Below are 21,665 nucleotides of genomic sequence, written 5' to 3'. Positions count from 1 at the left end.
ATGGCGCGCCGTCGTCAATCGGTCACGATCAAGCATGTTGCAGCTGACGCGGGTGTGTCGTTGCAAACGGTCAGCCGTGTGATCAACAACGAAGCTAACGTCCGCCCGGAGATGAAGGAGCGGGTGCAGGCCTCGATCGACAAATTGGGCTATGTTCCCTCCATCGCGGCACAAAGGATGAGCGGATCGCGATCCTATATCATTCTTGCCCTCAACGATCGTGAGCGCACGATCGAAGCATGGAATGCGCGCGAAGGCAGCGATTGGGTCGACCAGATGCTGATGGGCGGAATGCTCAAATGTGCAGAGCACGGCTATCGCCTGCTGTTCGAGCTAGTCGATACGCATGATGACAATATCCAGCGTGAATTGGCCGGGACGATCGCCGCGATCCAGCCCGATGGCGTTATCCTTACGCCGCCGCACTCCGATAACCGCCTGATCACCGAGCTGCTGGACAAACACAAGATTCCCTATGCGCGGATCGGCTCGCGCGCCAATGGCGGCAGCATTTCGCTGACCATGGCGGACAGCAGGATGGCGGCGATGGCCACGCGCTATCTGATCGACAAGGGACATGAACGGATCGCGATGATTGCAGGGCCCGAGGAATATGCGGTCAGCAATCGCCGTAAATTGGGCTGGAAGGAAACCATGCAGGAGGCTGGCCTGCCGACAGATGGCCTGTGCGAGCGCGGCGATTTTTCATTCGCATCGGGAGAGCGTGCGGCACGCACGCTGCTGCAGAAGTCGTCGCGTCCGACGGCGATCATCGCCAGTAATGATCAGATGGCGATGGCGACCAATTCGGTCGCCCATTCGCTCGGTCTGCGCGTGCCTGGCGATGTCTCGCTCATCAGCTTCGACAATTCGCCCGTCGTTCGCTTCATCCAGCCTGCCCTGACAGCCATCGACCAGCCGGTTGCAGAGACGGTTGGCCGCGCGGTCGAATTGCTGATCGCGAAGCAGCGCGGAGACGATTTGCCGGAAATGCCGCTGGTCGTCGAAGGCAGGCTGATCGAGCGTGAGTCTGTCGCTTCGCCTGCCAAGCTGCGCCTGCATGGCTGATCAGGCAAGCGGACCTGCCGCGATCGAGCGCCAGTCCATTCGCTTCCTTTTGCTCTATGCGCTGGCGGCAGCTGGAGGCGCGGTCGCCTATGTGCCGTTTCTGACCATACTGCTTCCCGTTCGGGTCGAGTCCATGGCTGGAGCGCAGAGCGTGGATTGGCTCGCCTATGCCGCGTTTGCCGGGGCAATCGCCGCCAGCGTCTCCAACATCGGCTTCGGCTGGCTATCCGATCTGACGCGCAATCGCCGTTATTGGATACTCACCGGCCTGGTGATTAGCAGCATTCTGCTGGTCGCCTTGCGTTCCGCCAATGATCTGGCGACTTTGCTCGGCCTGCTCGTGCTCTGGCAGTTGGGCCTGAACATGATGCTCAGCCCGCTTGCGGCATGGGCGGGAGATACCGTGCCCGATCAGCAGAAGGGCTTGCTTGGCGGACTGCTGGCATTTGCGCCTGCCTTGGGTGCGCTCAGCGGGGCCGTGCTGACGATCCCCGGCATGCTCAGCGCCGATATGCGGATGGTCGCGGTGGCGGCGATCGTTATCGCTTGCGTCCTGCCAGTGCTCCTTTTCGGCAGGCCCGTTCATTTTCCGGCTTTGCATGCGCCGGCGACTTCGCAGTCCGCGGAAACCTCAGGTGCCCGCCGCCGTCTTGTCGCCCGCATGTGGATTGCACGGCTGCTGGTGCAGATCGCCGAGGCGACGCTGTTTGCCTATCTTTACCTGTGGCTGCGATCGATCAATCCGGAGATTGGCGATGATGACGCGGCGCAGATTTTCTTCGGCGTTCTGTTCTTGACCGTGCCGGCCAGCATGCTGGTCGGGCGCTGGATGGACCGCAATGATCGGCCGATTTTTCCCTTGGGCATCACTGCCGGGGTGAGCTCGCTGGCCTTGGTGAGCATGGCGCTGGCGCCCAGCCTTCCGCTTGCTCTGGCAGCCTACGCCATGTTCGGCCTCGCCTCGCACGTCTTCCTGTCGCTGCACACCGCGCAGACGCTGCGTGTCCTGCCGCGCCCGGAAAGCCGTGGGCGCGATCTCGGCATATTCAATCTCACCAATACAGTGCCCTCACCGATCATGTCCGTGCTGACGATCATGCTGGTGCCGGTGTTCGGATTTGCAGGACTGTTTGGCTTGCTGGCAGGCCTTTCCGCTCTGGCGTGCATCATCCTGCTGACAGCCATAAGAGCGCCGAAATCGCAAAATGACCGCTTGCCTTGATAGCCCTGCGGTGTAAAACCGGATCAATTGAGAACGTTCTCAATCGGGGAATCTGGAGAGAGGTTTACTATGCGGTCGGGGTTGAATTTGCGGGCGAGTGTCGCCGGAACTGTTATGGCATTGGCTCTTGCGGGCTGTGCGACAACACCAGTGGCAGAGCCGCAGGCAAGTGTGGAAACCGCCAGCCTATACGGCGATGAAGATGCCTATATCGCCGATCTCGTGTCGCGCATGTCGCTTGAGCACAAGATCGGTCAGCTGATCCAGCCGCAGATCAATTCCTTCACTCCTGAAGACATGGAGCAATATCGCTTCGGCAGCTATCTGAACGGCGGCAACGGCGGCCCTTACGGAGACGAATTCGCGCCTGCTTCCGAGTGGCTGCGCTATGCCGATGAAATGTATGCCGCATCGGTCCAGCCGCTGCCGAATGGCGAGCCGGTAATCCCGACGATGTGGGGTACGGACGCGGTTCATGGCCACACCAATGTGGTTGGCGCGACGATCTTCCCGCACAATATCGCGCTTGGCGCGGCAGGCGATGCCGATCTGGTGCGCCGGATCGGTCAGGCGACTGCCGTCGAAATCGAAGTCACCGGCATCGACTGGAATTTCTCGCCGACAGTCGCTGTCGCGCGCGATGATCGCTGGGGCCGGACTTACGAAAGCTATTCCGAGAACCCCGATCTCGTCGCCGAACTCGGCGCTGCATTGGTCGAAGGCCTGCAGGGTACGCGCGGCGCAGATGATTATCTCGGCACCGGCCGGGTGATCGCAACCGCCAAGCATTTCTTCGGCGATGGCGGCACCGAACAGGGCGTCGACCAGGGCGATGTGAATGGCGATATCGACGAGCTATTGGCTCTGCACGGCCGTCCCTATCCCGCGACAATCGACGCCGGGGTTGAAACGATCATGGCCAGCTTCAATTCGATCAATGGCCGCAAGATGCACGGCAATGAAGCGCTGCTGACAGATGTTCTGCGCGGCGAAATGGGTTTCGACGGCCTGGTGGTGGGTGACTGGAACGGTCACGGACAAGTGCAGGGCTGCACGGTCACCAATTGTCCGCAATCGCTGCTGGCAGGGCTCGACATCTACATGGTGCCCGATGACTGGCGCGAACTGACGGAAAACCTGATTGCACAGGTGAATGACGGCACCGTTCCCACGGAACGCGTCGATGAAGCGGTCACCCGCGTCCTGCGCGTCAAATATCGCGCTGGCCTGCTCGGCCCCGATGCGGTGCGCCCGTCGGAGCGCGGCGTCGCCGGGCGCTACGAACTGCTCGCATCGCCTGAGCACCGCGCCCTGGCGCGCGAAGCCGTGGCGCGTTCGCAGGTGATCCTGCAGAATGATGGCATCCTGCCGCTTGCTGCAGGCTCCAATGTGCTTGTCGCTGGCTCTGCTGCCGATGACATCGGTCAGGCCTCCGGCGGCTGGACGCTGGAATGGCAGGGCGGCCTCGAAGGCGAAATGGGCGCGGACGCGGGCATCGCTGACCGCTTGTTCCCCAATGCGGAATCGATCTGGGAAGGCCTGGAAGAAGCGATCACCAGCAATGACGGAACAGCGACGCTTTCCGAAGATGGCAGCTTTACCACGCGGCCCGACGTTGCCGTCGTCGTGTTCGGCGAGAAGCCCTATGCCGAATTCGCAGGCGACCAGCGCGACCTGGCCTTCCGCGACGAGGAAGGCCTCGAACTTCTGCGCTCTTTTGAAGAGCAGGGCATCCCAACGGTTGCGGTATTTCTTTCCGGCCGTCCGCTGTGGATGAACCGCGAGATGAACGCCTCCAATGCCTTTGTCGCATCCTGGCTTCCGGGCAGCGAAGGCGGCGGTGTTGCCGATATTCTGACGGGCGCAGTGCAAGCGACAGGACGATTGTCCTTCAGCTGGCCGAATGACTGCATCGGCACCCCGCTCAACCAGGCGGAAGGGGCGCTGTTCGCCGTGGGCTATGGCCTTTCCACCGGCGAGACCGGCTCGCGCGGAGACCTCGGCGAAAGCTGCAGCCTGCTCGAAGTGGGCGCAGGTTCGGAAATCTTCGGATCAGGCCGCCTTGTCGACGGCGCGATGGCCTTCGCCTCGGGCAATGGGCTGGGCAATGACAATGAGACGCTGCCCAATTTTCGCGGCTCGTCGCAAGCTGCCGGTATCAGCGTGCGCGGTTACGATCGCAACGCGCAGGAAGATTCGCGCGAGATTGAAATGTCCGCCGGATCGCGCCTTGCCATCCTGCAGGAAGACGATGGGGGCGGTGCATGGCGTCTGACCTATGAAGTCGAAACGCGTCCGACGGCGCCGGTCTCGCTGCTGATGGCAACGCCCGATGGTGAGCCGAGTGTGCTCGATGTCACCATGGAATGGCAGAATGCACACGGAAAGGGCTTCCGCGAGATGATCCTGACCGATGCCTGCTTTGCCGAAATGGGTAATATCCTAGGTTTCATGACCGAAGCGGATCTGACTTTCCGTATCGCGGAAATTCGCCGTGAAGATTTGCCGGAAGGTACCGAGTGCTCTTTCTGAGCACGCGAATTTAGGGACTGGATTTAACGCGGGGCGCTTGTCACAAAGCGTCTCGTTTGTGGGGAGAAGATAATGGCTTTAGCGCCTGATGTGTCGAGCAGCACCGATCCAAAACCGGTGGTCGACGATGATACGCCGCCGGTGAATGCGCCGGGTTTGCAATATTTCGTTTTTGGCCTTTTTTTCATCTTTGGCGGCATCACCTCGCTCAACGATGTGCTCATCCCGAAGCTGAAAGAGCTGTTCACGCTCTCCTACACAGAGGCGATGCTGGTGCAGTTTTGCTTCTTCGCAGCCTATTTGCTGATCGGCATTCCGGGTGCAAAGCTGGTGAAGAAAATCGGCTATATGCGTGGCGCCGTAGCCGGCCTGTGCACGATGATCGTGGGCTGCCTGCTATTCATTCCGGCTAGTCAGAATGCGACCTATGCCATCTTCCTGGCCGCATTGTTTATTCTCGCCAGCGGCGTGGTGATCGTGCAGGTCGTGGCAAACCCGCTTATCAGCCTGCTCGGCCCGCCTTCGACGACGCACAGCCGCCTAACTTTTGCGCAGGCGTTCAACTCGCTCGGCACCACGGTTTTCCCGATTGTCGGCGCTGCCGTCATTCTCGGCAGCCTTGCCGAAATGAGTGCGGATCAACTCGAAGGCGCTGCGCTGCAGGCCTATCGCGCTGCTGAAAGTGAAGCGATCTGGCAGGGCTATCTCGGCGTAGCAGTTCTTATCGCTCTGGTGGCAGCAGCCGTGTGGATGTTCCGCAACCGCCTGCCTCACGATGCAAAGACAATGGGCGAAGGCGAGCTGGTTTCCAACGGTCGCTATCTGATAGGCCTGGCGCTGGTGGCGCTTGGTGCGTTTCTCGCAGTTCAGGTCAATGCGTGGCTGGGTGTGTTCGTCATCCTCGCTGCTCCGGCGCTTTGGCTTTATGACAATGCCCTCTTGCGGGGGCGGAAGCGTTTCGCTTTCGGCGCATTGTGCATCTTCCTCTATGTGGGCGGTGAAGTTGCCATCGGCTCGATCATCATCAACTACCTGTCCACCGAGCGTGTGCTAGGTGAGCCGGAGAGCGTAATCGGCTGGATGATTGGCCTCTATTGGGGCGGTGCCATGGTTGGCCGTTTCATCGGCTCTGCGTTCCTGCGCATGTTCAGCCCCGGCAAGATCCTCGCCTTCAACGCGGTCGGCGCGATCGCATTGATCGTTATATCCATCATGACCAGCGGCGAAGTGTCGGCGTACAGCCTGCTCGCAGTTGGCCTGATGAATTCGATCATGTTCCCGACGATCTTCTCGCTCGCATGCGAGAAGCTCGGGCCCAAGGCCGCAGACGGTTCGGGCATCATCAATGTCGCTATCTTCGGCGGCGCAGTGGTTCCGCTGCTGTACGGTGTTGTCGCCGATGCGACTGGCGGCAACCTTGCCTTCGCAATGATCATTCCGATCATTTGCTATGCAGTGATTGCAGCTTTCGGGATATTCGCCAGACGGCCGGCCGAAACCTACGCTTGATCCAGGCGTCACCGAATGAAAAAGGGGCGGCGGTCATCCAGACCGTCGCCCCTTTTCGTTTTCGCTTCTGAATTGCTCTAGCGGCGCGCGACGCGATCTCCGGTGACAGAGCCCATGTTCATGAGCACCTGCTGGTGCGGCATGCCGTCACCACCGCGATCGACGATGATGTGCTGCCAGCCGGGTGTCTGCGTGTCGCGGAAATCCTCGGCATCGGTTGCCAGCGGCTCTTCCAACACCATGGTGTAGAATTCGCGGCGCATGTATTCGGACAGCTCGCCAGCTTCGACAGCGCGGTCTCCGTTGAGATCGGCTCCGCCTTCCAGCGCAGCGCGGAAGATGTGGCTGATATAGCCGCCTGCCTTCTCGCCCGTGGCGACAAGGCTCAGCACGTCTTCGTCGGAGCTGAAGATGCCCATACGATTGTTGCGCTGGCGCACGACATTGTCGAATCCGCCAGCGAAGCAGGCATCGATCACTAGCAGCGTTCGGGCATCGATATTCTCGAACATTTCGGCAAGTTCGTAATCGAACAGGGCGGCATCGAAGAGCTCGATCGTTTCCGCGCTGCCGTCACGCTCGGTCGTCATGTTCTCGACCTTTTCGCCGTGGCCGGAGAAGAAGACGAGCAGCAGGTCGTCATCGCCCATCGCGGCATTCAGACTGCTGAGCGCCTCGGCAAAATTCTCGCGGGTCGCCTGCGCGTTGACCAGCGTGACGCTTTCCGGTGCCAGCATGCCTGCATCGCGCAGGGCAGCGGTGACACGGGTGGCATCCTCGTCTGTCCGGTTAAGCGGGCTGATCCGCTCGTAATCGGCCACACCTACGCTGAGCGCAAAAACCCGCGCATTGCCCGATGCCGGGCGCACGGTGCGCACATTGTCATCGGCGGGGCGGATGGTCAGATAGTACTCGCCGGTCTCGCCGGGAGAGAAGCTGCTCGCCGCGACGTGATAGGTGCCATCGGTCGGCAGAGTGATCGAAAGGCGGCTGTCGAAGCTTTCCGACGCATTGTAATCGTCATTGCTCTCCTGACGGCCATCGGGGAGATAGACGGAGAGGACCGTATCGACATCGGGCGCGCCCAGATCGAAAGTCACGCGCTCTCCGGCGCGGCCGTTGAAGGCATAGTAATCGACATATTGCCCGGTGAGCGAGGTCTGGTCGCTCTGCCGCAAAGTGCCGGTTATGGTCTGACCCATGGCGATGGCCGCAGCTCCGCCCGGGGCGGGATTGGCGGGATCCATCGCGGAGAGGCGGAACGGACCGCTGCCTTGATTGCCATACGCTCCTACCACCAAGCGATAGGTGCCATCGGCGGGCAGGACCGTCTCGATTTCACTGTTGAGCGTCCCGCCGCTCGGGGCGTCGTCGTTCTCTTCGCTGAACCCGCCGGGGCCGGTCATGCGCAGCACGGTGTCGAATTGCGAGGAACTGAGCGCGATGCGCACACGCTGTCCGGCGCGGCCTTCCAGCGTGTAAGTCGCGGTACCGCGGTCCAGATTGCCGGAGACGCCTTCGCCCAGTGCGATCGCGCCGCCCGAATTGCGCATGGCCCTATTGCTGGAATCGGGTTTGCGATCCTGCTTGGACGCGCTGAGCGCCGCTTCGGCAGTCGGTGAAAATGTCTGCGCGGCAGCCGGTGCCAGCACCAGCACAGCCGCCATGGCTGCAGCGGAAAGATAACCTGCTTTCGTCATAAATTGCCCCCCAATTGATAGCGTTTCCGTTCATCAATAGCTGCCTAATGATGAACGGAAACCGAATGACTGGTGCGAGAAGTCTGTTAGCCCTCGTCCTGCGTCCAGGACAGGCGCGGCTTGCGTGCAGCCTGAGCCTCATCGAGACGCGCGCGCGGCGCGTGATGCGGGGCCGATTTCAGCGCCTCATCGCCTTCTTTCGCACGCTTGCCGAGCGATTTCATTGCCATGATGAACTGGTCGATCCCGTCCTTGCTCTCGGTCTCGGTGGGTTCGATCAGCATCGCGCCATGCACCACCAGCGGGAAGTACATGGTCATCGGGTGGAAGCCTTCGTCGATCAGGCCCTTGGCAAGATCGAGCGTGCTGAACCCCTCCGCAAAACCTTCATCGCTGAACAGTGCTTCGTGCATGCAAGGTCCGCTCGCTGCGAACGGTGCATCGAATTCACCTTCGAGCTGGCGCAGGATGTAATTGGCGTTGAGCACCGCATCGCCTGCAGCCGTGCGCAATCCATCCGCCCCGTGGCTGAGGATATAGGTCAGCGCGCGGCTGAACATACCCATCTGCCCGTGGAACGCGGTCATCCGGCCAAAGGCGCGGGTGTGGTCGTATTCGTCGGCATTCTCCTCTTCGACCAGGTGGATGTAGCCATCATCGGTCCGCGCGGTGAACGGCAGCGGGCCGAACGGCGACAGTGCCTCTGACAGCACGACCGGGCCAGAACCCGGTCCGCCGCCGCCGTGCGGGGTGGAGAAGGTCTTGTGGAGGTTGATGTGCATCGCATCCACGCCAAGATCACCCGGCTTCACGCGGCCCATGATCGCGTTGAAATTAGCGCCGTCGCAATAGACGAAACCACCCGCTTCATGCACCGCATCCGAAATCGCTTTCATGTCGCGTTCGAACAGGCCGCAAGTGTTCGGATTGGTGATCATCACCGCTGCCACATCGGGGCCGAGGCGCTCTTTCAAAGCTTCAAGATCGACGCGCCCGTCCTTGTTGGCGGGAATATCTTCGGTCGCATAGCCGGCAAAGGCCGCGGTCGCGGGGTTCGTGCCATGCGCGCTTTCGGGCACCAGCACGACCTTGCGCGCATCGCCGCGCGCTTCCAGTGCGGCGCGGATACACAGGATACCGCAGAGCTCGCCATGCGCGCCCGCCTTCGGGCTCATGGCCACGCCACGCATGCCGGTGAGCTCGATCAGCCAATGCGCAAGCTCGTTCATGACGCCGAGCGCGCCCTGCACCGTGTCGGTCGGCTGCATCGGATGCACATCGGCAAATCCGGGCATGCGCGCGACCTTCTCGTTGAGGCGCGGATTATGCTTCATGGTGCAGCTGCCGAGCGGGAAGAAGCCAAGGTCGATCCCGTAGTTCTGGCGACTGAGGCGCGTGTAGTGGCGTACTGTCTCCGGCTCGGACAGACCGGGAAGGCCGGTGCCGTCCGTTCGCGCAAAATCGCCAAGGCGGCTGGGCAGATCGGTCGGCGTTTCGGGCAGGTCCACGCCGCAAGTTTCGGTACCGCCAATCTCGAAGATCAGCGCCTCTTCCAGCATCAGTGCCTTGTTGCCGGTGACGGTGGGATGCTCGCTTCCATCGGATGCGACAGGCGTTCCGGGCTTCCACCCGCTCTGGTTGATCGGCTTGTTCATGACAGCTTCTCCTCAAGCGCAGCGGCAAGGGTTTCGATATCCTCCACCGTGGTCGTCTCGGTCACCGCGACGATCAGGCCATTGCAATCGTCATTCGGGAACAGGCGGCCCAATGAGACACCTGCAAGAATGTTCTGTTCGGCCAGATCGCGCACCAACTGGCGCGCATCGGCATCGAAGATCAGCGTAAATTCGTTGAAGAAATGATCGTTCAGCACGGTGACGCCCGGCACCTTGGAGAGGCGGTCGGCAGCGATGCAGGCGAGGCGGTGGTTTTCTGCCGCAAGGCCCTTCAATCCCTTGTCGCCCAGCAGGGTCATATGGATCGAGAAGGCGAGAGCGCACAGGCCGCTGTTGGTGCAAATGTTCGACGTGGCTTTCTCGCGCCGGATATGCTGCTCGCGCGTCGAAAGCGTCAGTACGAAGCCGCGCTTGCCATCGGCATCCGTGGTCTCTCCGCAAAGGCGACCCGGCATCTGCCGCACCATCTTGGGATCGCTGATTGCGAACAGGCCGAGATAGGGCCCGCCAAATTGCAGGCCGACACCCAGAGCCTGGCCTTCACCAACCACGATATCCGCGCCGAGATTACCCGGAGCTTCCAGCGCGCCCAGAGCCACCGGCTCGGTATTCACGACGATCAGCTTTGCGCCGACCGCGTGGGCGGCATCGGCGATTTTCTGCAAGTCCGGAATGCGGCCCAGGATATCGGGATATTGCACCACGACGCTCGCGGTATTCTCGTCAATCCGCGCGATCAGCCCGTCATCATCGGGACGCGCGGTGAGGCTGACTTTCGCCCCGGCGATCTCGTCCTCGGTGAACTTGGCCATCGTGCGCACGACTTCGGCGTAATGCGGGTGCAGCGCGCCGGAGAGGACATGGCGCTTCTTGCGTGTGACACGCGCCGCCATCGCGACCGCCTCCCAACATGCAGTCGAGCCATCGTAAAGCGAGGCATTGGCAATCGCGCAGCCGTAAAGGTTTGCGACCTGCGTCTGGAACTCGAACAGCATCTGCAGCGTGCCCTGCGCAATTTCCGGCTGGTAGGGCGTATAGGCGGTGAGGAATTCGCCGCGCTGGATCAGGTGATCGACCGTGGCGGGCACGTGATGCTTGTACGCTCCTGCCCCCAGGAAAAACGCCGCATCGGCCGCCGCAAGGTTCTGCTTCGACAGCTTCCGCATGTGCTTTTCGACTGCCATCTCGGTCGCATGCAGCGGCAGACCTTCGATCGGGCCATTGAGATAGAGATCGGACGGCACATCGGTGAACAAGGCGTCGACGCTCGAAGCGCCGATGGCATCGAGCATCGCAGTGCGATCGGTTTCGGTCAGGGGGAGGTAGCGCATAGTTTTTATCCAATGCCCCTACCGCTTGCGGGAGGGGAGCGAGACTTGCCGAGCGAAGCGAGCTAGTCGCAGCGGGGTGGGCCCGTCCGGGCCCATACCCACCCCCGGCCCCTCCCGCAGGCGGGAGGGGGGTTGTAAAATTACAATTCGTCGCAGAACGCCTTGTAGGCCTTGGCATCCATGAGGCCTTCCAGCTCGCCCTTGTCGGCGATAGTCAGCTTGAAGAACCAGCCTTCGGCTTCGGGAGCTGTGTTGACGAGTTCGGGTTCGTCTTCGAGAGCGGAATTGCCTTCGAGCACAGTGCCCGCGATAGGAGCATAGACGTCGCTCGCGGCTTTCACGCTTTCGACCACGGCGGCTTCAGCACCCTTCGCAAATTCTGCGCCTGTATCCGGCACTTCGACGAACACGACATCGCCCAGCTGTTCCTGCGCATAATCGGTGATGCCGATGATCGCGGTGTCGCCGTCGACTTCGATCCACTCATGCTCTTCGGTAAAGTAACGTGCCATGCTGCTCAGGCTCCTTTGCGGTGGTATTTATGCGGGACGAAGGGGAAGGGCACGGTCTTGGCGGGCAAACGCTTGCCGCGCACTTCGATTTCAAGATCGGTGCCCATTTCGCAATACGGGTTTTGGACATAGGCCATGGCGATGGGATGGCCGAGCGTCGGCGAGAAACCGCCACTGGTGACATGGCCCACTTGCTCATCGCTGGAGTAGACAAGCGCACCCTCGCGCGCTGGCTGACGACCTTCGAGGGCGAGGCCAATGCGCGTATGTGTATTGCCGCCGTCGAGCCGCGAAATGGTTGCCGCGTGGCCGAGATAGCCGCCGGTCTCGCGCCGCGCCTTGGCGATGGCGAAGGTGAGGCCTGCACTGACGGGATCGGTCTCGAGGGTAAGGTCATGGCCATAGAGAGGCAGTGCTGCCTCAAGGCGCAGCGAATCCCGCGCGCCAAGGCCCGCAGGCTTCACGCGCTCGTCTGCCACCAGCGCATTGGCGAGCGTTTCGACATGGCCTTCATGGATGGAAATTTCGAAGCCGTCCTCACCGGTATACCCAGCGCGGCTCACCCAGACATGCTGATCCTTGAACTTGAAAAGACCCGCGGTCATGAAAGTGAGATCGCCTACACCGGGAATGATGCTTTCCAGCACCTCGGCTGCTTTCGGGCCTTGCAGGGCGAGCAATGCAAAATCATCGTAATGCGTCAGCGTGATTTCGTCGGGCAGGTGCTCGCGAAGGTGGGCGATATCGTCCCACTTGCAGGCACCGTTGACCACGAGCGCAAGATGCGGCCCGGCATTGGTTACGATGAGATCGTCGATAATGCCGCCTTCATCGTTCAGCAGCAGCGAATAGCGCATCTTGCCTTCGCCAAGATTGGCGATCCCGTTGGGGAGCAGCTTTTCCAGTTCCTGCGCGGCATTGTCTCCGCTTACGGAAAGCTGGCCCATATGGCTCACATCGAACAGGCTGGCGGAGCTGCGTGTCCAATCGTGTTCTGCCTTGATGCCTTCATACTGGATCGGCATTTCATAGCCCGCGAAGGGAACCATGCGGCCACCCTGCGCGCGGTGCCAGGCATCCAGCGGAAGCTTTTCCGGTGCCTGTTCTTCAATTTCGGTTTCGGTATCGCTCATCAACAGGTCACTTCCAGCGCAGGGCACGGTCTGGCGGCGCCCGCGTGCCGGACGCCTTCACCATGCCCCCTCTGTCTTTGAGACCTGAGAGATTCCGGCAGCTTTACAAAAGCCGCCTTACTCCTTCGGTGGCAGCGGCTTTCACCGATGCGCTTTCCAGAGTGCCTGTGCCAGCTGCGCGGTCCCTGTGACCTGAGAGTTTCCGGGGCGGTTGCTCCTTCGGCGCCTCCAGCAAATGGAGAGCTCTCCCGCGCATCTGCCAGGCGACTCAGCCGCCCACCAGGCAAGCCAAGGCTCTGCGCGAAAGCACCGGCGCGGTCAATCGACATCGACATCAATTGTGAGGGATTTTCACAGGTGGCGGAGACGGAGGGATTCGAACCCTCGATACCCCGATAGAGGTATGGTTCCTTAGCAGGGAACTGGTTTCAGCCACTCACCCACGTCTCCGGACCTGTGTGGCAAGTGGCGCGCTATAACGAGGGGTGGGGCGCGCTTCAAGAGCCGTTTCTCAAACCGGCAAAGTTCCTTGATTGAGCGGTTCCCCGGATTCGGTTCACCGCAAAACGGATTCGCTCTGCCGCCTATTCATTGCCGCTTCAGGCGCAGGGGATTCTCTTAGGGAAGCAAAGCCTTGCCCGTATCGGGATCGGAGATTGGCCATGAAGACAGGTTTGACCGCTGCAATTCGCATAACCGCGCTTGCTGCCCTAGCGCCGCTGGCCGCGGCCTTTTCCGTGCCCGTTCTGGCGCAGGATATCGAGACGGTCGATCCCAATGTCGTGATCGATGGTGACCTGATCGAACCTTCGCCCGGCGATGAGGTGACGAGCGATTCCGCATCGGATGATTCCTCGGCCTACACCGGCGCCTATGATCGGAGCGAGGCGACGCCGCGTTATCAGACAGAGGATACAACCGACCCGGTCCAATCTAGTGATGCACGGCCCGTGCTCGATCTGCCGCCGATGCAGAGCGAAGGCGAGCAGGTCGCAACGGTCGACACAGAAACTTTCCCTCCGGTCGACGATCCCGAAACCGTTTATGGCGAGGATGACCTGATCGGTGCTGCCGAAGGGCTGTTCGGCCGCGGTGCGGAAGGTCTCGCCCGGCTCATTCAGGACATTCTGGCCGATCAGGGTGAGCCCAATGGCTATATCGTCGGCCGCGAAGGCAGCGGCGCATTCATCCTTGGTGTGCGCTATGGTTCGGGCACTCTCTACCATGCCGTCGAGGGCAATATGCCTGTGTACTGGACTGGTCCCTCGATCGGTCTCGATGCGGGTGCCAATGCCGGTAACACCTTCGTTCTGGTCTATAATCTCTACGACACCGAAGAGCTGTATGAGCGTTTCCCCGCTGGCGAGGGACAGGCCTATTTCGTCGGCGGCTTCACTGCCAGCTACGTGCGCCGGGGGGACATTGTGCTCATCCCGATCCGCGTGGGTGCAGGCCTGCGGCTGGGCATCAATGCCGGCTATATGCGCTTCTCGCGCGAACAGCGCTGGCTTCCCTTCTAAAGCCACCCTTCATCGGCGAATAGGAATTCGCACTGAAATTGGCGTCAGAAGCCTTGCGATGATTCGCGCAGGGAGGCATTGCGCTTCCCATGCTGAACAGACTCGACGAACAAGCCCCTGATGCCCTGCTGGCCCTGATCAAGCTTTTCAAAGCGGATGAGCGCGCGGACAAGATCGATCTCGGCGTCGGCGTGTACAAAACCGCCGATGGTGCCACGCCGGTCTTCGAGGCGATCAAAGGTGCAGAGCAACGCCTCGTCGATAACCAGGACAGCAAATCCTATCTCGGGCCCGAGGGTGATATGGGCTTCGTCAGCGGCCTGATCCCGCACATCTTTGGCGATGCCGCGCCTGACGATGGCCGGCTGGAAGGCATGCAGACGCCCGGCGGCACGGGCGCTGTGCGCCTTGCGCTTGCGCTCGCAAAGAAGGCCGGAGTGAGCCGCGTCCTGATGGGGACGCCGAGCTGGCCGAACCATGCGCAGATTCTCGACGATCTTGAGCTGGAGCTGGTCGGCTTTGAGCATGCGAACGGCGATGGCAGCGCCAATATGGATGGGCTGCGCTCTGCGCTGGCGAATGCAGGCGAGGGTGATGCCATCCTGCTCCACGGCTGTTGTCACAACCCGACCGGTGTCGACTACACCCCTGCCGAGTGGGACGAGATTGCAGGACTTCTGAAAAACAGCCCCGTCATCCCGCTCATCGATGTCGCCTATCAGGGCTTGGGCAAAGGCATGGACGAGGATGCCTATGGCGTGCGCGCTGTGATGACCGCCGTGCCGGAAGTGCTGGTCGCCTATAGCTGCGACAAGAATTTCGGCATGTATCGCGACCGGGTCGGCGCCTTTTATGTGCAGACGGCCGATGCCGAAACGACCGCACGCGCGATCTCCAACGCGTCTGCCTTGGCGCGGGCGAGCTGGTCCATGCCGCCCGATCACGGCGGCGCGGCCATCCGCATCATTCTGGAAGATGCCGAACTGACGCAGCAGTGGCTCGATGAGCTTCAATCCATGCGTGAGCGCATCGCCGCAGTGCGCTCTACGCTTGCAGCCTCGGGTACGGCAGGCAGCGTGGATCTGGAACCGCTCGGCCGACAGCAGGGCATGTTCGCCATGCTGCCGGTCTCGAAAGAGCAAGTGCAGCAACTGCGCAAGGATCACGCGGTTTATATGGCCGGATCGGGCCGCATCAACGTGGCAGGCCTCACCCTCGGCAATATCGATGCATTCGTTGCCGCGCTCGCCGATGTGACTGGCTAGGGATAAGGCTGCGCTGCCCGATTGATCATTGCAGCGCTCATCGCTTAACTTCCGCATGCGAATTGGGGAGTGCGGCGATGGAAGACAGCAAACATATTGATTACGGCGCGCTCGTCGGCTGGGCGTCCAGCCAAGCGGGAGATCGCATCAGCCTGCGGATGCAGAGCGTCACCAAGCCGCCACCGCACGAACGCGATGACGTGCATTCGCATATTTATCTGATGGACCGGAATCAGGCTGTTCAGCTGGCCAATTACCTGTTCGAAATCAGCGGTCAGTCGCGCCCCTCAAGGCGCGGTCGAGGGCTCTTTGCGCGGCTGTTCGGCTAAACCACCGCCGTGTCTCTGGATCGCCAACCTACCTTGCGCGGCAACACGATCAATCTGCGCCCACTGACAGCCGCGGACTGGGATAAGCTCTACGCCGTTGCCGCAAACCCCAAGGTTTGGGCCATGCATCCAATGCATGATCGCTGGCAGGAGGAAGTTTTCCGGGAGTTCTTCGACGATGCACTGGCAAAGGGTGGTGCGCTTGCCGCGATTGATCGCGCATCAGGCGACATCATTGGTTCGTCCCGATTTCAGGCATACGATCCGGCAGATGGAGGATCGGTAGAGATCGGCTGGACTTTTCTCGATCCGCATTACTGGGGCACGGGCGCCAATCGAGAAATGAAGCGACTGATGGTCGATCACGCACTGGCAAGCGTGGCACGCGTCGATTTTCGGGTCGGTGAAGCGAATTGGCGCAGCCGCCGTGCGCTGGAGAAGATCGGCGCGCAGCTATCGCCAGACCGGATTGAACGAGCGGTGCTTCCCGGCATCGGCGAAGCTGTCCATCTGTATTACGAAATGACGCGGTTAGACTACGAGCGGATATTGGCCAAGGGCTAGCGGGCGCGCAGGGCCTGCATGCGGTGCAGGTAGCGCGCGATCGTATCGACTTCGAGATTGACCTCGCCGCCTTGTCGCAGGCCGCCCAGCGTGGTCACATCGCCTGTGTGCGGAATGATATTGAGCGTGAAATGCGCTGCGCCGTCGGGCTGGTCTTCCACGGAATTCACCGTGAGCGACACGCCGTTGACGGTGATCGATCCCTTTTCGGCAATGAAAGGCGCGAGCGCGGCGGGAGCGGCAATCACTGCGATCATGGAATCGCCGGACGGCTGCCAATCGACCACTTTGCCTACCGCATCGACATGGCCGGTCACGATATGACCGCCGAGTTCATCACCGATGCGCAGCGAGGGCTCCAGATTGAGCTCCGCGCCTTCCTGCCACATGCCTTTCGCCGTGCGGCTCACGGTTTCCGCCGAAACATCGACGGTGAAATGCGCATCTCCCTTCGTGCCGCCCTTGTCGACAGCGGTCAGGCACACACCCGAACAGGCGATACTCGCGCCGATGGCGATGTCTGCAGGGTCGAACGGACATGCGACGCGCAGGCGCAAATCGCCGCGCTGCTCTGCGCTTTCGATTGTGCCGATGGCGGTGACGATACCTGTGAACATGGGCGAGCTCCTAGCGCGTGCGCGTGTAAATTTCGAGCCTGTCTTCCCCGAGGGTAAGGCAGCTTTCAGGCCGCCAGCGGCCATGTGCGCTTTGCAGGCTTCCAAGACCGAAGTCACTGACGCCCGCGCGGCCGCCACCGATCAGGATCGGCGCGCGGTATATGAGCAGGCGGTCGACGAGATCGGCCTCAAGGAAAGCGCTGGCAGCGCCCGCACCCCCTTCGATGAAGAGATAGCGCGCGTCTGCAAGGTCGCGAATGGCTTCGGGTGATTTGACCGCTTCCCAGCCTTCGGATGCATTTCCGCGGGTAAGGACGAGCTTGCGCGGCGAGCGATTTTCCAAACCGCCCAGCCGCACATTCAGACGGGGATTGTCGCTCCGCAGCGTTTCGCCGCCCACCAGTATGGCATCGGCGCGCGCTCGCTCACGATGGGTATGCGCGCGGGCAGTTTCGCCCGTGATCCACTGGCTTTCACCATTGGCCATTGCGATGCACCCGTCGAGTGACATGGCGAGCTTGAGCGTCACATGCGAGCGGCCTTCGCTCAATTGCATCAGATGGCCAGCTAGGCTTTCACGGACTGCATCGCTTTCGACCTGCACGCAGTCAACGCCCCTGTCTTTCAACATCGCGATGCCTGCGCCTGCTGTACGCGGATCGGGATCTTCAATCCCATAGACGAGGCGGGCGATGCCCGAGGCCGCCAGAAGTGATGCACAGCTCGGTCCGCGTGGAGATTGATGTGCGCATGGTTCGAGCGTCACATAGGCTGTCGCGCCGTTTGCTGCCTCACCGGCGTCTTCCAGCGCCATGGCCTCGGCATGTGGCCGACCGCCCGGCTGGGTCCAGCCTCGGCCAACAACAACGCCGTCTTTCACGATAATCGCGCCCACACCCGGATTGGGGGAACTGAGCGGACGGGCGCGCTCCGCGAGGGCAGCTGCAGCTGCCATCCAGCGCGCGTCTTCAGCCTTCCGTAGCACGCGCGCAATATTCCTCGATGCTCAAAGCCAGATCTTCCTCGCTCGGCCCTTCGTCTACTTCGCCCCTGGCCTCGCGCTCGGCTTCAATTTCGGCTTCCATCTCATCGACGTCGATGAAAGTTGCCCGTCCCAACGCGCGATACATCTCGCGGCGCAGTTCCGCGCGTTCGGCGAGCCGCGCATCGATCGCATCCTGCAATTCCTGATTGGCACAGTTGGATGCGATGATTTCTGCATCGGTCCGATCGTCTGCAAATGTAGAGATGTACACGAGCTCTGGGCGCGGCAGCGGGGCTTTCTCACCTTCGGGGATGAGGAGAAAGAACAGGCAGAATGTGGCAGCACAGGCGACACCAAGGATTTGCCAGCGATGCGGCGTTGGCTGACGCCACCGTTCGGCGAAATCACCCACAGCCCGCTTGGGCGAAACACGGCGGAAAAAACCCTTCATGGCTGCACAGATAGGTGGCCTTTGCGGCTTTAGCCAGCCTGCGCTTTACAAGTGCTCAGCTGAACACAGCATAGAGGCTGCGCCCTTCGGTTTTCAGCCACGCATCCGCCTCGCTGATGTCACCATCGAAGATTTCGCCCAGAAGGCCGTGAAAGGCGGGCGAATGATCGAAATGCACGAGATGCGCCACTTCATGCGCCACTACCGATTGGCGCACATGGTCAGGTGCCATCACCAATCGCCAATTGATGCGAATGCAGCGCCCATTGCGACTCTCCCCGGAGCATGAACCCCAGCGCCGCTTTGCGCGCGATAGCCGCAATTGCGAGACGGGGAGATCTGCGCGGCTGCAGTAATGGGCGAGGTCCTCACCGGTGAGCCGGAGCGCTTCGGCTTCCAGCCATCGCTGGACGCGCCCGGCGAGCCGGTCCTGCGGCCCGCCGACATGGAGCGTGCCGTCCTTATGGAGCACTTTGCGACTGCCCCCCGCCTGCCAGTTCAGCAGTAAAGTCCCGCCGCGATAGGGCACATCAGCACCCGGCGCGATTTCAAGTTTGGCGGGCACTTTGCAAATCTGGCGCGCGATCCAGGGTTTGCGGGCATTGGCGAAGGTAATGGCATCCAGCGTTCTGCCCCAGCGCGGAAGGGTGATGCGCACTTCGCTGCCATCCGGCGCGAGCCGCATGGTCAGCCGCTTGGCGCGAGCATGGCGGCGAATGGCGATAGGCAAGTGGGTGCCGTCGATCTCGACACTTGGGTTCTGCATATCCTTGCGCAGCCAGTCGATCACGATTCGTCCCAATCGGTCAGATGGTGCTCCAGATCGCCCGCCACCGTCTCGCTGACGCAGCGACCGGCAACACAGGCGCCCGCTTCCAGCATGGCATCGCGGCTGCCGCTGAGAAGGTAATGCCAATCGGGCAGGGGATCGCCTTCGGCACGCAATTTATAGGCGCATGTCTTGGGAAGCCAGCGCACCTGCTGCACCAGTTTGGGCGTCAGGCGCAGGCAATCAGGGACGAAGGCCTTGCGGTGGCGATAATCCATGCAACGCGCGGTGCCGGTGTCGAGCAGTTTGCAGGCGACATTGGTTTCGTGGATCTCGCCAGTATCGTCATCTTCCAGCTTGTGCAGGCAACAGCGCCCGCAGCCATCGCACAGCGCTTCCCACTCTTCACGCGTCAGCGCATCGAGCGGCAATTCCCAAAATCGCTCTCTCAGCGCACCCATTTCTCAAGTTCCGCAGCGACGGCGTCGGCTGATTGTTCGACCGGCAGCAGGGCCATTGGCTGGCCTTCTTGGTCGACCAGATAGCCCGATCGCGAATGATCCATCAGATAGCCACCTTCGGCATTGGGCTCCATCTTGCTGTAATAGGCAAAGTAGTTCGCTGCCGCCTCCTCGATGGCTTCGGGCGAACCGGTCAGCCCGATCAGATCGTCGGAGAAATTCGCCGTGAATTCGGCAATTACTTCCGGCGTATCGCGCTCCGGATCGACGGTGATGAAAATCGGCTGGATGTCCTCTGCCAGATCGGGATTGGCCTCAGCGAATTGCTCGTAACCCTGCACCATGCGCGCCACATCGAAGGGGCAGACATCGGGGCAATAGGCATAGCCGAAATAGACCATCTGATACCGGCCTTCGAAATCGGCATCGGTAACCGGGTTGCCCGCGCTATCAACCAGATCGAAACCGCCGACGACAGCGGAATCGTACAATGGCGGAGGGGTTTGCGGCTCCCCATTGCCACACGCGACCAAAGTCACGGTGGCGCTGAGCGCTGCGAGTGTTTTAAGAGATTTGCACCAAGCAGACATGACGAATGGTTCATGCTCTGCTAACGCAGCGCAGGCAAGGTAAAGTCTGGCCCGTGGGCAGGCTTTTGCGCACAATTCGAACAGGAGGTTGGGGTGGCCCGAGCGGCTCTTCGCACAATTTTGACGATTTTTGCCGCAGGCAGCGCTTTTGCGCTCGCCGTGCCGGCGCAGGCGCAGTTTTATTCGGATGGCTACCAGTTCCTTGAAGCGGTGCGCGATCGCAATGGCACCGAAGCCACCGAAATGCTCAACGAACCGGGCAGCACGATAATCAATACGCGCGATCTCACCAGTGGAGAGACCGCGCTTCATGTCGTGGTCGCGCGCCGGGATATTACGTGGACACGGTGGCTTCTGCAGGAAGGTGCCAATCCGAATGTTGCAGATAATCGCGGCCGCACCCCGCTAATCGCAGCGAGCGAAATAGGCTTTCTGGAAGCGATCGAAGTTCTCGTGCGTCGCGGGGCGCGCGTGGACGTCGCCAATCAGGCGGGCGAGACGCCGCTGATTGCGGCCATTCACTCCCGGAATGTCGAATTGATCGAGGTTTTGCTGGAAGCGGGCGCCAATCCTGACCTCACCGACAATACCGGGCGCAGCGCCCGCGATTATGCCCGCGAAAGAGGTGTGCCACCGCGCATCCTCATGGTCCTTGAAGCCAATGAGCAGGATGCTAGTGCTGAGGGCGAGGGCGAGACTTACGGTCCGGCATTCTGATGGCTGATAATGACGACCTGACTCTGGATGAATTGCGCGTCGCGCTCGCGCCGGAAATTGCTCTGGCAGCGATGTTCGACGGCTGGAGCGATGCTGCGCTGACAGTGGCGGCTGAGGCGCAGGACGTCGATCCGGATGTGGCGCGACTGGCTTTCCCGGCCAAAGGGCTGAGCGGCCGTGCGATGGACATGATCGACGCGTGGGTCGCATCCATCGACCAAAAGATGGAAGACGCATTTGCTGACGGTGGGCTCGACAATATGCCGATCCGCGAACGCATTCGCTCGCTGGTATGGTTCAGGCTTGAAGCCATCGAAGGCCTCGAAGAATCGCTGTCGCGCGCCATGGCCATTCAGGCCCAACCGCAGAACGCTCCTACCGCGCTCAAGCAGGGCTGGTCATCGGCGGACAAGATGTGGCGCTTGGCCGGCGATACGGCGACTGACTACAATCACTACACTAAGCGCGCGATTCTCGCGTCGATCTATGCAGCGACTCTCGCCGTCTGGAAGAGCGATGAAAGCGAGGACAAGGCGGAAACCGCAGCCTTCCTCGATCGCCGGATCGAAGGCGTGATGAAATTCGAAAAGGCCAAGGCAAAGTGGCTTGGCGGCGACCGTGAGCATTTCGATATCGCGCGTTTTCTTGGCCGATTGCGCTATCCGCAGAACTGATCGCGACCCATCCCGAGAAACACTAATGAGAATTAGTTGC

At 61.1% G+C, this 21,665-nt stretch carries 21 protein-coding genes, 1 tRNA gene and 1 riboswitch; of the genes, 10 read left to right on the top strand and 12 right to left on the bottom strand.

What is annotated here, in order from left to right; translation table 11 throughout:
- From O2N64_RS02410 to O2N64_RS02395, 4 genes are all read left to right on the top strand, one after another.
- Complete coding sequence (locus O2N64_RS02410; RefSeq protein ID WP_271078697.1) at nt 1–1,068, top strand: LacI family DNA-binding transcriptional regulator; 1,068 nt, start codon at nt 1–3, stop codon at nt 1,066–1,068.
- Nucleotides 1,061–2,290: an MFS transporter gene (locus O2N64_RS02405; RefSeq protein WP_271078696.1), complete on the top strand. Its 1,230-nt coding sequence runs from the start codon at nt 1,061–1,063 to the stop codon at nt 2,288–2,290. Before O2N64_RS02410 ends, O2N64_RS02405 begins: the two co-directional genes overlap by 8 nt.
- Before the next feature lie 150 nt (nt 2,291–2,440).
- Nucleotides 2,441–4,822: a glycoside hydrolase family 3 protein gene (locus O2N64_RS02400; protein ID WP_271078695.1), complete on the top strand. Its 2,382-nt coding sequence runs from the start codon at nt 2,441–2,443 to the stop codon at nt 4,820–4,822.
- A gap of 72 nt (nt 4,823–4,894) precedes the next feature.
- Nucleotides 4,895–6,331: a sugar MFS transporter gene (locus O2N64_RS02395; RefSeq protein ID WP_271078694.1), complete on the top strand. Its 1,437-nt coding sequence runs from the start codon at nt 4,895–4,897 to the stop codon at nt 6,329–6,331.
- A 77-nt stretch (nt 6,332–6,408) separates the two neighbouring features.
- Here O2N64_RS02395 and O2N64_RS02390 read toward each other — a convergent pair whose 3' ends face one another.
- The 6 genes from O2N64_RS02390 to O2N64_RS02365 all read right to left on the bottom strand — a co-directional run bounded on the left by O2N64_RS02390 (nt 6,409) and on the right by O2N64_RS02365 (nt 13,133).
- Nucleotides 6,409–8,031 (bottom strand): pre-peptidase C-terminal domain-containing protein, encoded by a 1,623-nt coding sequence (locus O2N64_RS02390; RefSeq protein WP_271078693.1) that lies wholly within the window; start codon nt 8,029–8,031, stop codon nt 6,409–6,411.
- Nucleotides 8,032–8,117: 86 nt separating this feature from the next.
- Nucleotides 8,118–9,686, bottom strand: coding sequence for an aminomethyl-transferring glycine dehydrogenase subunit GcvPB (gene gcvPB / locus O2N64_RS02385; protein WP_271078692.1), 1,569 nt, complete (start codon nt 9,684–9,686; stop codon nt 8,118–8,120).
- Nucleotides 9,683–11,038, bottom strand: coding sequence for an aminomethyl-transferring glycine dehydrogenase subunit GcvPA (gene gcvPA / locus O2N64_RS02380; protein WP_271078691.1), 1,356 nt, complete (start codon nt 11,036–11,038; stop codon nt 9,683–9,685). The genes gcvPB and gcvPA overlap by 4 nt, the downstream gene beginning before the upstream one ends.
- A gap of 140 nt (nt 11,039–11,178) precedes the next feature.
- The gene (gene gcvH, locus O2N64_RS02375; protein WP_271078690.1) at nt 11,179–11,550 is read right to left on the bottom strand and encodes a glycine cleavage system protein GcvH; all 372 of its coding nucleotides are present in this window, start codon (nt 11,548–11,550) and stop codon (nt 11,179–11,181) included.
- A 5-nt stretch (nt 11,551–11,555) separates the two neighbouring features.
- Nucleotides 11,556–12,683 carry a glycine cleavage system aminomethyltransferase GcvT gene (gene gcvT / locus O2N64_RS02370; protein WP_271078689.1) on the bottom strand — a complete coding sequence of 376 codons (1,128 nt, stop codon included), beginning with the start codon at nt 12,681–12,683 and terminating at the stop codon, nt 11,556–11,558.
- Between the two features lie 169 nt (nt 12,684–12,852).
- A riboswitch (glycine riboswitch) is annotated at nt 12,853–12,944 on the bottom strand.
- Nucleotides 12,945–13,041: 97 nt separating this feature from the next.
- A tRNA-Ser gene (locus O2N64_RS02365) sits at nt 13,042–13,133 on the bottom strand.
- A 212-nt stretch (nt 13,134–13,345) separates the two neighbouring features.
- On the opposite strand from O2N64_RS02365, the gene O2N64_RS02360 reads away from it, so the two are divergent.
- The 4 genes from O2N64_RS02360 (at nt 13,346) to O2N64_RS02345 (ending at nt 16,361) form a co-directional block, all read left to right on the top strand.
- Entirely contained in the window at nt 13,346–14,203 is an 858-nt protein-coding gene (locus O2N64_RS02360; protein WP_271078688.1) for a DUF1134 domain-containing protein, read from the top strand.
- Nucleotides 14,204–14,292: 89 nt separating this feature from the next.
- Entirely contained in the window at nt 14,293–15,468 is a 1,176-nt protein-coding gene (locus O2N64_RS02355; RefSeq protein WP_271078687.1) for an amino acid aminotransferase, read from the top strand.
- A gap of 77 nt (nt 15,469–15,545) precedes the next feature.
- Complete coding sequence (locus tag O2N64_RS02350) at nt 15,546–15,797, top strand: hypothetical protein (protein WP_271078686.1); 252 nt, start codon at nt 15,546–15,548, stop codon at nt 15,795–15,797.
- Between the two features lie 9 nt (nt 15,798–15,806).
- Complete coding sequence (locus O2N64_RS02345; RefSeq protein WP_271078685.1) at nt 15,807–16,361, top strand: GNAT family N-acetyltransferase; 555 nt, start codon at nt 15,807–15,809, stop codon at nt 16,359–16,361.
- Here the strand turns inward: O2N64_RS02345 and O2N64_RS02340 are convergent.
- The 6 genes from O2N64_RS02340 to O2N64_RS02315 are packed head-to-tail and all read right to left on the bottom strand — an operon-like array spanning nt 16,358 to nt 20,183.
- A complete protein-coding gene (locus tag O2N64_RS02340) occupies nt 16,358–16,978 on the bottom strand; it encodes a riboflavin synthase (RefSeq protein ID WP_271078684.1) in 621 nt (206 codons plus the stop codon). The genes O2N64_RS02345 and O2N64_RS02340 overlap by 4 nt on opposite strands.
- Nucleotides 16,979–16,988: 10 nt before the next feature.
- Nucleotides 16,989–17,933 (bottom strand): bifunctional diaminohydroxyphosphoribosylaminopyrimidine deaminase/5-amino-6-(5-phosphoribosylamino)uracil reductase RibD, encoded by a 945-nt coding sequence (ribD, locus tag O2N64_RS02335; RefSeq protein WP_271079591.1) that lies wholly within the window; start codon nt 17,931–17,933, stop codon nt 16,989–16,991.
- 13 nt (nt 17,934–17,946) lie between these two features.
- Entirely contained in the window at nt 17,947–18,414 is a 468-nt protein-coding gene (locus tag O2N64_RS02330) for a hypothetical protein (RefSeq protein WP_271078683.1), read from the bottom strand.
- Nucleotides 18,415–18,469: 55 nt separating this feature from the next.
- Nucleotides 18,470–19,204, bottom strand: a complete 735-nt coding sequence (locus O2N64_RS02325; RefSeq protein WP_271078682.1) for a M48 family metallopeptidase — start codon at nt 19,202–19,204, stop codon at nt 18,470–18,472.
- Nucleotides 19,201–19,644 carry a YcgN family cysteine cluster protein gene (locus O2N64_RS02320; RefSeq protein ID WP_271078681.1) on the bottom strand — a complete coding sequence of 148 codons (444 nt, stop codon included), beginning with the start codon at nt 19,642–19,644 and terminating at the stop codon, nt 19,201–19,203. The genes O2N64_RS02325 and O2N64_RS02320 overlap by 4 nt, the downstream gene beginning before the upstream one ends.
- Nucleotides 19,632–20,183 carry an SCO family protein gene (locus O2N64_RS02315; RefSeq protein WP_271078680.1) on the bottom strand — a complete coding sequence of 184 codons (552 nt, stop codon included), beginning with the start codon at nt 20,181–20,183 and terminating at the stop codon, nt 19,632–19,634. The genes O2N64_RS02320 and O2N64_RS02315 overlap by 13 nt, the downstream gene beginning before the upstream one ends.
- 171 nt (nt 20,184–20,354) lie before the next feature.
- Here O2N64_RS02315 and O2N64_RS02310 point away from each other — a divergent pair, with 171 nt between their 5' ends.
- Both O2N64_RS02310 and O2N64_RS02305 read left to right on the top strand, forming a co-directional pair.
- Nucleotides 20,355–20,951, top strand: a complete 597-nt coding sequence (locus O2N64_RS02310) for an ankyrin repeat domain-containing protein (RefSeq protein ID WP_271078679.1) — start codon at nt 20,355–20,357, stop codon at nt 20,949–20,951.
- Nucleotides 20,951–21,625 (top strand): COQ9 family protein, encoded by a 675-nt coding sequence (locus tag O2N64_RS02305; protein ID WP_271078678.1) that lies wholly within the window; start codon nt 20,951–20,953, stop codon nt 21,623–21,625. Before O2N64_RS02310 ends, O2N64_RS02305 begins: the two co-directional genes overlap by 1 nt.
- Nucleotides 21,626–21,665: the final 40 nt, after the last annotated feature.

Origin of the sequence: Aurantiacibacter sp. MUD61, from assembly GCF_027912455.1 — a bacterium.
In the GTDB taxonomy this organism is placed as follows: domain Bacteria; phylum Pseudomonadota; class Alphaproteobacteria; order Sphingomonadales; family Sphingomonadaceae; genus Alteraurantiacibacter.
This window is presented reverse-complemented; position numbering and strand designations above follow the sequence as displayed.